The sequence below is a fragment of the Bacillus cereus group sp. BfR-BA-01355 genome, assembly GCF_022663675.1.
Classification (GTDB): domain Bacteria; phylum Bacillota; class Bacilli; order Bacillales; family Bacillaceae_G; genus Bacillus_A; species Bacillus_A thuringiensis_S.
In genome coordinates, this window is record NZ_JAKUFY010000138.1 from 1 (window position 1) to 12,148 (window position 12,148).

Sequence of the window (12,148 nt, forward strand, 5' to 3'; positions counted from 1 at the left end):
TGGTAATGGCTATTTATCATTGTTCATGTGATTTTAGTTTAAACTTTCATGTCTTTTTACAGTTGTAGTTGTACAAGGACAAGAATCGCTAAACTATTTAGACAAGAAAGTCTAAACTTTCACTTTGACGTATTTGTTGAAGCAAGAAACTATAAACTAATATTTATTAGTTTACTTTGGAACTTTTTATAAAAATTTGTATAAAATAGAGTGAAATTAAAGATGTATTAAGATGAAAATGGTATTTTTTTCAAACAAAAAGCCTAGTTTTTACTAGGTTTTTTGTTTAACTCATTTATGTTCTACATAATAAATCCCAAAGTAAAACATTTATTGAAAAGCTTTACACATTAACACATTTTTTAAAATCCAACGTATAATGCTATGAGCATTTACAACACAGTCTTGGTCGACAATAAGAAAGTAAACTTCATTCAAAAGTTTACTTTCAGTTTTATAAGGCGGTTCATTTTTTCGTATTCCGTATCTTCTAGAGTTTTCTTAGTGTATAGTTGTGTCCTTCTATTTCTTTTTCCTCATTTCAACAGCAAAGTTCATGATCTCTTTCTGTGTTAATTTTTCTTCTTTAATATCACCGAAAATGCCCGAACCAACATATTTCATATCATCCCATTTGTAGAAAGGTTCTTCATCTTTTAAAACCATTTCTGTATACCTTTCCCATACACCATTAATGTTTGCCATATTGAATCGCCCCTCGTCTTGTAAAATTCTTAGTGCAAACATCTTATCCGAGTAATAAAAGTCGTAAGGTGTATCCTTATTAAAATAACGCTGAAAATCGATTTCATCTTCTAGTTCTGGAATATTTCTCTTTGCTGTTTCAACTTTTATATAAGAAGAAAGCGGAAAGTCCTCCAATTCCTCGTCTTATATATGCTCTAAAACCCAATTTCACCTTCTATTCTAACTAACAAGTCGTGAAATTCGTTTCTTCTGCCATGAAAGTTTATAGTATCCGTATTGCAAAAGTAAACTCATAATAAATGCAGCTGGATATCCAATCCATATTCCTCTTATACCAAGATTTGTATGATAAGAAAGGTAATAACCAACTGGAACTTCTATAACCCATATTGATACGACACCGATAACAGTGGGCCATAGTACAGTTCCACTTGCTCGCATTGTCGCACCAATAATTTGAGCATGACCGAAAATTAAGTAACTCCAAAGTGTAATCATCACTAAACTATGAGCAATTTCGATTGTATTCGGGCTCGTTAAGAATAACGATAGGATTTCTCTTGAAAACAAGTAAATAAGAGCGATTAATATTCCACCAATTATATAGTTCATAACAATTCCAGCACGAATAACTTTCTGTAATTGATTAAATTGATTCGCACCAATGGATTGTGCAGCGAAAATGGATACCGTAATTCCAAGACTGACTGCCGGCATCTGAACATAACTTGCAACCTGGTTCACAACTCCATATGCAGCAGTCGCATCAGATCCGAAGCGATTCACAAATGCGATTACCGCAATCTCAGATAACGAAACAAGTATCATATTAATACTCGCTGGAATCCCAAGGCGTAATAATAGTTTTAATAAATCCCAATCCATACGAAGATATTTCCGTACTGTTTCATCTAATTGCAGTGGATGATTCTTCTTCTTTAAATAAATAAGCATAACAACAAATGTTACAATTGTTGAGATAACAGAAGCATAAGCGGCCCCATACACATCAAACTTCGGCATTCCTAGCCAGCCAAAAATTAGAATAGGTAATAAAATCATATTTAAAGCTGTACTAACAATTAAGAAATAAAATGGTGTTTTAGAATCTCCTGTACCTCGCATAAATGTTGTATAGGCAAAATATAAGAATAAAACTGGCATAGAAATAAATAAGATACGCGCATAATGCACACTCATATCAATTATATTTTCTGGCGTACCCATAAGGCGCATAATATTTAGGGCAAATATACTTCCCACTACTGCCAAAATAGCTCCTATTATAAAGGTAAAAGTCAGCGTCGTACCAACGATAGCTTTTAAACGATCTTCATTACGGGCACCAAATGCCTGACCAATTAAAATCGAACTACCTGATCCAATCCCAATTACAAATGATACAAGTAAAAAGAATAATGGGAAAAACGCTGAAATAGCAGCTAAATCATTCACACCAAGCCATCGCCCTACCACTACCATACCAAACAATTGTCCAACTGATTGTAATATATTACTTAAAAGCAAGGGAACTAAAAACATAGACATTGATTTCCATATTGGTTGCCCTTGATTTTTTGATTTTGCACTTTCTAGAATATTATCTGTAGATGATTTCAAATTTCATTTCTCCTTTTATTAGGGAGCACTATGTCATTCTGGGAATTGTACGCGAAAGACAAAAAGAGATTTTAAACCCAACTTTATTATTTGTAAACATTACTCTATATTAAATAATCAACATTGTTCACCAATTTCAGAGTTAAATTTGGTGATGAATTTTAGCTACCTCTTTTTAAAAAGTCCTTCTATATGGATACTGTCCATAGCCAATAAGCTATTTTTTCATAATGTCCCCAAAAACAAGAAAGATGTTTTGGGGATGTTTCATTTCACTAGATTGATAGGCTTGTGGCGGTACCCTAAATAACATACCAAAATACACTTAATTAGATAATAAACATCAGTTTCATTTGAACTAAACTAGCTTGGGTTCCGTACATAAGAAAATATTGTATCATCATATAACTTAATACCGTAATAACCAAAAAAGAACATATATACCAAGCATATTTATTGTTAATTATTCAACTTCTAGTATCCCAAAAATTAACATGATTACAGTAAAACACACGATATAAACGACTAACTGAATAACAATAAGCAATATAAAACTGATAGGTTATTCGATAGAATTTTCATACCAATCACCACATGCTCCACAAATTCTTCAGCCACAATAGTTTTGCTTTATTTAATACCTATTTTAAAGGTTTCAATTTTATCGACTGCCTTGTTATATCCTCCAGCATTTTTTAAAGATTCTCCAATTCTATGGCTATTTTTTGTATAAATATCATTTGATAACACATGCATCGCTGTATTACGTAATATCTCCGGAGTAAGCAATTTACGATTTAACTGGACTCCGGCTTCTAATTCTTCTATTCTTTGAGCAATTATAGGCTGATCTCCCATAACTGGAATAACTAGCATAGGAACACCAAAATATAAACTTTCACTGGAACTATTCATTCCCCCATGTGTAATAAATAGATCAGTATGTTGTAGAATGTCTAATTGAGGAACGTAATTATATAGCTTAAAATTAGAAGGAATATTATTTAATTGACTAATATCATTTTGCTTCCCTACAGCTAATATGACAGTAACCGAGCTATTTCGAAATGCTTCAAAACATGTGTGATAAAAATCGAGTTGCTGGTTAAATACAGTTCCCATAGAAATAAAAATCAGCTTGTTTCCCTTTTCCTGTTCTAAGGAAAAAGAATCTACATCTATACGCTGTGCAATAGAGGGCCCAACAAATATATAAGAATCATCAAATTCTTCGACATTTGGTTGATATAATTTTGATGTATATACAATTGTAATATCCCCTGGGCATGTCATCAAATTTTGTTTTTCATTAAGAGTAATTCCATAAATATCTTCCCATTTTTTAAAAATACGCATAACTTTCTGATATAATGGAGTTTTTTTATTCTCTTCTTCATGATCCTTCATAAGAGCAGATGCTATTTTTTTAGTAATGGCAAATGTTGTACATGAAGAAATTTTAGGTATTTGTAGTACTTCAGCTATAATCCATCCAACAGCGAAATTATTATCATATATAACATAATCGTATTCTTCTTCTTTTACTTCTTCTAAAATTATCCCTATTATTTTATCCATGGATTTCACCATGTGTAATAATAGTTCTTGAGGATTTATTTGCCCATTCATTCTTTTTACCATGTCTATTTGTGATATGAAATTTTCATATGGTCGAAACAAAGCCCCTGTATTCTCTATTTTACTTCTATACTCTTCTACGCAATAATAAATAACTTCCTCGCCTCTTTTTATTAGTTCTTCAACAAGTGCAATTGTCGGATTAATATGTCCTTCTCCTGGAAAATTAAACATTAGAACTTTTGCCATATTATTGTTCCTCCCCTAAAGTTTAAATAGCTATTTCATTATTACTAATATCAATCATGTACCGATATTTGAAGTAAAGATTTTCTCTTTGAATAAATTTTTACTAAATATCCTTTCTATTCAAGAGTTTTTCTCCTCTCATTTTAATAAAATCACGCGTGCTATTAAATGGAATAAACAATTAAGAAACAAAGTTGATATAAAAAACCACATAATTCCCCCCTCTATTTATCTCATGTATAATAAAAAATAACTAAGAGTAGAAAGGGCTGAATTATGCACAGATATCAATATTTTTCATTTACCCATCACCAATATAATGGAGGTAAAAGTATTGATTACAGAACTATACACACAAAGATTATATTTAAGAAAAACAGAAGAATCTGATTCATTAAGCTTATTTAAAATATGGTCTGATCCAGATGTTACGAAATTCATGAATATTATTAATTTCACTAATGAGGATCAGGCAAAAGATATGATTAAATTTCTAAATGAGTTGGCTCAAAACAATAAAGCAATCCGATTTACTATTATCGAAGCAAAATCTAATCAAATCATTGGCTCATGTGGTTATAATTTCTTAGATTTTGAAAACTCTAAAACTGAGATCGGCTATGATATTTCAAAATCATTTTTGGGCAAAGGATATGCACCTGAAGCAATCTCAGCTTTAATAGATTATGCATTTATTGATTTAAAACTAAACCGCATTGAAGCAAAAGTTGAACCTGAAAATCTAAATTCCATAAGCGTGTTAAAAAAATTAAAATTCACATTAGAAGGAACTCTAAGAAAAAGTGAAAAATCTAATGGAAAATTCATCGATTTAAGTATCTATTCAAAATTAATAACTGATTGCTTGTAGTCTCTCCCCCTATACTTCAGTGAAGTATAGGCCCTTTTTATTCCTTAATAAAATTCAAATTGTAAGTCAATAGAAAATTGATTTCGTTTCTAGTTACTAACCTACAACTCATAACTGTTTATAAAGGTACACTTTTATAGGTATATCAAATGCTCTCTATATCTTTGAACACGTAATAATAAAAAGCGAACCAAAGGGTGTGCCTTTATAAACACTGATCCCTTTTTAGGAAGATTCATCTGTAAAAAGTAAAACTAAATTTACATCATTTTATAAATTGCAAAACAAGTCGTTAAATATCCAAATAAAAATCCAATGATATCAGTGGATTTCATGAGTTAAACATTTTTGTATATTTTGTAAAATTCATTTATTAAACGAAAAATCCCTCCACGATTTGTGAAGGGGTTCAGCATACATTGAAAGGGTACTTCTATTTTAATATATAAAAGCAAAAACTCGTATTGATAAAATTCATCTTTTTGATTTTGCAGCTTTTATTCCACTATAAAGAAACTTTTTTAAATTCAATTTATCCTTATAAATTGTTTACATAGAATTAACCAAACGTTTGTTTAAAAATTAAAGTTTAATTTATTTACACTCAAAAATTAATAATATTCTAGTTTCAAGTTGTTATATAGTTTTTTAGAATAAAGAAAAATACATCCTATATAGAGTTTTTCCGTTCATATTACAAGGGGAATTTGATTTAAAATCAAATCTTACTTAAAACTAAACACACAAAATATATACTACTGTCTATCGTTAGACAGTATCTTTGATAAACAATGATCTTTTCATGCAATATTGCATAAAAAAATACCTGTTACTCTTGCTATAATTTCAAGAGTAAACTGTTGCATCCAACATTTTATAATCTTCTATATTCAATAATATAGAAACCCTAATTACAGGCAAAAGGCGAAGAATATTGGTGGTTCTTCCCTTTTTGCTTATTTTTCTAACAGTCTAATGATTCATTCTATAGTCTAAATATCTTTATTAATGAAACCTATTAAAATTCAAAAATACAAAATTTTTGTTAGCAAACTAGGGATAAATATTTCATTATTGTTTCTGCTATATTTAAAAGTTTCTACTCTAAATACAATAAGAAAAGCAAAAAGAACTTGTAGAAATCACTACAAGTTCTTTTTAGGTTAAAGCGAATACACGGGACACATAAATTATCTCATTATTCATAACGGGGAAACCATATTGATTACGGCTTGATTCCATTATATAACAAATATTAACAATCTAAATATTAAGTTTTGAAAATTATGTGAATTAAAAGGATCGAAGTTTATAGATTTTATCCCTAAAAAACCAATTATTTATTTTGTACAAAATATTATAAATCAACATCTATATCATAATAAATTAATACAGACATAATTATAAGTAAATAAAGAAGAATAGAGTATTCTTATAGAACGACATATATTTATATCTATCTGTAATTTTTATATCTAATACATACATATAGGTGTACGTGACTATAAATTGTAAAAACTTCATTGTTAACTATCTCTATTTTTATCCGTTTGTGGAGAACTTCTTTTTGTTTTGTATATACCTGCGTAAGGAAAAAACAAAAGGAGACGAAATTTGAGACTAAAAATAAAACTACCAAACGGATTTAAATCAGACCTTTACATTTCACCAGAATTTATTAGCGCTATCGGAATGCTAGTCACAACTCTCCACCTAGCAGGAATCATTTGATTCTTGCTTTTCTATTTTCGTTCGTTGTGTTCGTTTGTTTTGTAAAACAGGGCAAATCTATCAATTCTATTAAATCCATCGATTCAACTATTACATATTATTATTCGATTCATATACTATAGTAGATTGCTAGAAAGGAGGCGTAAGCATGGACAGTTGTGTTTTATTCGTAAACGGCCAACCTTTTTTAGTTGTCTCAGTTGCTGGAATTGAAATTGCTAGATTAGAGATTTCTCTTCAAGTAGCATTGACTTTAATAGCGTTAGGAATTCCAATTTGTGCGTAAACCTTAGGTATTTATTGAAAAGAGGGCTTTAGTCCTCTTTTTTTATTTACCCCTTATCTTTCCTTAACAACAAACAAGACGCCACCCAGATCACGGCAGCGCCTACAATAATTGCTATTGGTTTAATCAACTACAGTTCAATCCAATCATTTGCAAACAAATCAGCTTGAGACGGAACCCACATATAACATACGCCATCGGCAGCCATCATTTGAAGATATGGAGCACATTTAAATAAGTCTCCTTCTTGCAATCCGTAAGCTTCAGCGGTTTGTTTGTTGCAAGGTATTCCTTGAGGATAACCTTTTTGCCTTACAATAAACATTCCTTTCCCGTTCCAACCTTCACGCGCAACTCTTTTCACCTTACTTTAATAATTCTAATGCAGAACCAAAGTCCATACTTCATCCCCCTAACCAAATGTCCATTTTGTTCAATAAAAAAAGAACACTATTAAGTGTCCTAAGCTTCTGAGTATAAGATATATGACAATGCCTTGCCCGTTATAATGGCACAACATAAAAGAGCTTTATAGCGGAATATATAGCTCTCGGAAAAGGAATAAGTTGGTTGGCATTGACTCGATATTGTATGTTTGGGAATTCCTTATGTGCAATAAAAAAGAGACCCATAAAGTGCTAGTCCAATACGATTATAAAAAAATAACAGTTTATTAATATATGCTCGTCTCATTCAATCGTACACTCGTTTAATGTGTAATTTCTATATAACAAAGAAAACATACTAAGATTAGTAGTGCAGACCAAGGCATTGGTTCGCACTACTATTTTTTATATAGTAGAAGTGAAGAAAGGGTCGTGGGTGCTTTGGGATTTTGAATCCGTAAAAAAAACTGACCTTCTTCACTTACCTTATTTGAATCAGTTTTTAGTATGTTGGTCCTCGAGATCGTGTATAAGAAATGGGAATCGATAAGTGTAAGATGAAGACTTCAATTTTCCATCAGGAGGAACTTTTTGAGACACGTAATTGCTTTTGATATCAGTATGGGTAAAAGTTATATGGTAATTTATAATGCACAAAAACAATGTATCTTTGAAAAGGAAATCCAACATTTGAAGCCTGATTTTAAAGAGCTACAAAAAAAGATATATGAGCTTACCGAGAAAACTGGTAAATTACCTGAAATTGTGTTCGAGGCAACAGGAATTTATTCTAGACAGCTAGAATGATTTATGCAGGATAATCAGTATACATATTGTCTATTAAATCCCTTAGAAGCAAAACTACAATGTGATTCCTTACGGATTCATAAAACGGACCGAAGTGATGCACTTCGCCTAGCTCTTACCCACTTTACAGCTACCCGAAGGGTATCTCATGGAACGAATCACATATTCCATCAGTTAAAATCTCTTTCGAGATTCTATAGCGAACTAGATGGAGAATTATCAGTGATTCGTAGTCGTATGCATAAAGTTATTCAATTAACATTTCCTGAATTAGAAAAAATGTTCACGAGTAAATCTGAGTTATTTTTAAATTTTGTTCAACTATTCCCCCATCCAGATTGTGTTTTAAGTCTTTCTAAAACGATTATAAAAAATCGTATTCGTGCTAATACCAATAAAAAAATATCAAATATTATGGCAGAGAAAAAAGCCATTCAAATACTTGAAATAGCGAAAAACTCCTATCCAGCTGTTTCTCAAAATGATGTCTTGTGTGATCAACTTAAAGCATACGCAAAACGTTATCAAGAACTATTTCAACAAAAGGAATGTTGTATTAACAAGATGGTATTTATAGCCGAACAACGTGCAGAGTATAGTATCATTCTGATTCTTCCCGGAATTGGACCAAATACAGCGGTACGCTTAATGGCTGAAATAGGAGATATAACTCGTTTTGCGAGTAACAAGCAATTGAATGCCTATGCCGGTATTGATATACGTCGCTTTCAATTAGGTAAAACTTTTTATAAAGATAAAATTAATAAACGTGGAAATAAATATTTACGGAAATTACTTTTCCTAATCATCCAAAATATGATTAAACTACGGCGTTACGGACGAAATCACATTATAGAGTACTACGATAAATTAAAAACGCAACCCTATAACAAATGTCATAAAGTTGCGTCCATTGCATGTGTAAATAAGTTATTGAAACTTCTCCTTCACCTTATTACACACAATATACACTATGATTATCGGTTAGCAGCCTAACATCATAGTTTCATTCATCATACCATATCCGCCCCTAGTAAAAAAATGAATCCCTGCTAGGGGTATTTTGCATGCATAAAAATGGATATCTATATTTTGTGATATCCAGTCCATTAAAAATCTATAAATATAGGTTGACTAATCGTAAGAAAAGCACCCGTTATGGATGCTTTTTATAATAAACTTATATCAATATGTAATTCCGGCTCCATTTCACTACCATAGTGTAGCGAGTAATTATCTATCCTAAATTCCATTTTGTTAATTCTTACTTTTTTTGTTGCTTCTAAGATAGCCATTAGTCCTGCTATATCGTTTGATTCTACAACAAATCCATCTTCTAAAATTTTTGTTCCGACATCATGATAAATCACTTTCATGTATCCACACTCCTTTTAAATCTATCTATTCGACAGAAAAGAGGAATATCCTACAAAACAAAAGCCATCACCGAAGTGACAGCTTTCAAGGGAATGGGAGAAAAGAGAGAAAACAAATGGCAAAAGTTTCTCTTAGATCAAGGCTGAGTACTCTCAACCTTCTCCAAGCCACCGCATCATATAACTTTTCAGCTATCTTAGCTACGCGTTTTACGTTCGGTGACTAGGAGAAGACTAAGAATCTTCTCGTTTATGCTCCGTAGAGCTGGTCAATACATCGGGTGTCGCGGCCCTTAGCTGACCAAATCATTTTATACAATGTAATTATATCTAGAGGGAATATGTTTATTCCGTCCCCCGTTGAAGAAGGGAACCCTGTATAGCGAGTAGCCCCCACCATCCACTCTGCATGGTTCCGTTATCCATTAAGCCTTTAATAATTTACGTTTCTTGTTGTTCATCTTCTCTTTTGCTGCTTCAATGTTATTCGCTACCCTCTTATGGTCCTGATCAATCTGAATCACGCCATCAAACATAACTGGTGCTACTGCTTCATCTACGTATTGTAAGTAATCAATTAGCGCTCGCTCTGTCTGTTCTACTAAGTATCCATAAATATCAAAGTCTGCTCTTGGTATAGACTTCTTGCCCTTCGGTTGATGAGACATCCTTACATAAGATTGAATGACCGATAGTGGTACAACGAATATTGACTTGTCCTTGCTAAACTCCATTAGGAAGAAACATATCGCTCCCATCTTCTCTGCTTTCTCTAGGTAATCTAATTGGTGCTGCGCAATATTCTTTAAATCAAATCGATTTATTTCATTTGTAGACTTTGCTTCAAATGCGATAGCTCGTCCTTTATACACGCCGTCATAATTTACTGTACTTTTAGATTCATAATAACCGTCTTTCACACGGCCATAAACCATTTTTAATACCTTCACAGGAGTCGGACGCTTGTTTATAAGCGCCACTCCCTCGCGTTGATACATTTCATTTGATAGATTGATAAGCTTCTCAAAAGCCATTCCACGGTTTCCTTGTCCCATTGTTATTCCTCGCTTTCTATTAAAAGGATTATTTTGTTTAAATCTAACTTTACATTCAATTTACAAATGTAATTATCTAGTAAAAAAACTTAACAGCATTAACATCTCGAACGGTTAGTTATTACGTTATAATATACGTAAATTCGTCTATGCACGAATACCCTATGACTGGCTAGGAGAAATCCTAGCCTTTTCTTTTGCAAAACATCTTCTAGGCCTGAATAAAAATCAATATTCCGTTAATACTATAGACAACCCATTTCAAACCACATTCCATGGTTGGAGCAGTTAGCTTTGCTAGGTGCTCTTTTTATGTTTTTAAGCGAATAAAATTCTAAAAATTATCTAACACTATAAATAAGGCTTTAAAAAGCCGGTTTTTCCCACTCTAGCTTTCTTGGTCGAGAGCCGAGCAGTTAGCTTTTGCTAGCTGCTCTTTATATGGACTTTATTTAGTAATTCAACTTTTCATTTTCTCGAATAAATTCCAATTTTCCGGTAACACTAAGTACAAGCTACTTTTTCCCCAAAGTAGTTCCTTTTAGCAGTGCTTGTGAGAGGCAGTTAGCTTTTGCTAGCTGCTTTTTGTACTGACTTAATAAAATCTTGTTCTTATTTCTTTTTTTACACCATATACTTCTAACCTAGACCCAGCTCAAAGTGTTACCTCCTATCTTAAAGAGCACTTATGCATGGTGCTCTTTTTTAGTTTCCTTATTTCTACAAAATGAAGTTTTTATTTGGTTTTCTTTTTTGCATAATATTTTCGATTCTGCTCATACTATGTTTGTAACTCGCAATTACAAAAGCATCATTTGATAAGCACCGTTTTCTTTTCTTACCAAGACAGCTAGCTAATCACGCTAGCTGTTTTATTGTATAAAATAGTGTTTTTGTTGGGTTTTCTTTCATTTCCGAATAATTTTTTCAAGCCTGTTCATACTATTTTTGTAACTCTTAGTTACAAATTACTTCTGTAAGCGAGCATTTCTTTTGTACAGCAAGCAGTTAGTTTTATTAACTAGCTGCTTTGTTGTGCTTAATGAAATTTTTATTTAGCTTTCTTGCATAACTTTTTAGATTCTGCTCATACTATAGTTGTAACCTTTAGTTACAATGTATTGTGGGTATTGTTCTTCTTGGACGATAAAGCAGTTAGTTCATTGAGCTAGCTGCTTTGTCATTTACTAAGTACAAAATAGCGTTTTGGTTAAATATTTAAAACCTGTCCAATCGCAAACAATATAATCAAAAGAATAATCATCAATCCTTCAATAGTGGATTTCATCTTCACTTCTCCTATCAAAATAAGAATTTTGTTAATGAATTTATAAAATTATCACCATTAGGCAAAAGTCACATATATTATTATGAACTGCACCCCAATTGTTAGACACAGTCTAACAATTGGAGGTGCAGTTTTTCTATGGCTAAATTTACAGCTGATGAAAAAATACAAATCGTTCTACGTTATTTGAACG

General features: G+C 31.9%; 8 protein-coding genes and 1 pseudogene. 3 read left to right on the forward strand and 6 right to left on the reverse strand.

All coding sequences use genetic code 11. The features are described 5' to 3' along the window. Window positions 1-522: 522 nt before the first annotated feature. From MR167_RS27975 to MR167_RS27985, 3 genes are all read right to left on the reverse strand, one after another. The gene (locus tag MR167_RS27975) at window positions 523-882 is read right to left on the reverse strand and encodes a hypothetical protein (protein WP_242316012.1); all 360 of its coding nucleotides are present in this window, start codon (window positions 880-882) and stop codon (window positions 523-525) included. 45 nt (window positions 883-927) lie between these two features. Then, window positions 928-2,328: an MATE family efflux transporter gene (locus MR167_RS27980; RefSeq protein ID WP_242316014.1), complete on the reverse strand. Its 1,401-nt coding sequence runs from the start codon at window positions 2,326-2,328 to the stop codon at window positions 928-930. 630 nt (window positions 2,329-2,958) lie between these two features. Then, entirely contained in the window at window positions 2,959-4,155 is a 1,197-nt protein-coding gene (locus MR167_RS27985; RefSeq protein WP_242316015.1) for a macrolide family glycosyltransferase, read from the reverse strand. Between the two features lie 334 nt (window positions 4,156-4,489). Between MR167_RS27985 and MR167_RS27990 the strand changes: the two genes are divergently transcribed. After that, window positions 4,490-5,026, forward strand: a complete 537-nt coding sequence (locus tag MR167_RS27990; RefSeq protein ID WP_242316017.1) for a GNAT family N-acetyltransferase — start codon at window positions 4,490-4,492, stop codon at window positions 5,024-5,026. Between the two features lie 1,879 nt (window positions 5,027-6,905). Further along, on the forward strand, window positions 6,906-7,043 hold the full coding sequence (locus tag MR167_RS27995; RefSeq protein WP_000376550.1) for a DUF3956 domain-containing protein: 138 nt from the start codon (window positions 6,906-6,908) through the stop codon (window positions 7,041-7,043). Between the two features lie 130 nt (window positions 7,044-7,173). On the opposite strand, the gene MR167_RS28000 is transcribed toward MR167_RS27995, so the two are convergent. Beyond that, window positions 7,174-7,407 (reverse strand): DUF2829 domain-containing protein, encoded by a 234-nt coding sequence (locus MR167_RS28000; RefSeq protein WP_404841147.1) that lies wholly within the window; start codon window positions 7,405-7,407, stop codon window positions 7,174-7,176. 613 nt (window positions 7,408-8,020) lie between these two features. Here MR167_RS28000 and MR167_RS28005 point away from each other — a divergent pair. Further along, window positions 8,021-9,232, forward strand: a pseudogene (locus MR167_RS28005) (IS110 family RNA-guided transposase). A 173-nt stretch (window positions 9,233-9,405) separates the two neighbouring features. Here the strand turns inward: MR167_RS28005 and MR167_RS28010 are convergent. After that, entirely contained in the window at window positions 9,406-9,612 is a 207-nt protein-coding gene (locus tag MR167_RS28010; protein ID WP_000864873.1) for a hypothetical protein, read from the reverse strand. Between the two features lie 425 nt (window positions 9,613-10,037). Next, window positions 10,038-10,667 carry a Holliday junction resolvase RecU gene (locus MR167_RS28015; RefSeq protein WP_078994987.1) on the reverse strand — a complete coding sequence of 210 codons (630 nt, stop codon included), beginning with the start codon at window positions 10,665-10,667 and terminating at the stop codon, window positions 10,038-10,040. Between the last annotated feature and the right edge of the window lie 1,481 nt (window positions 10,668-12,148).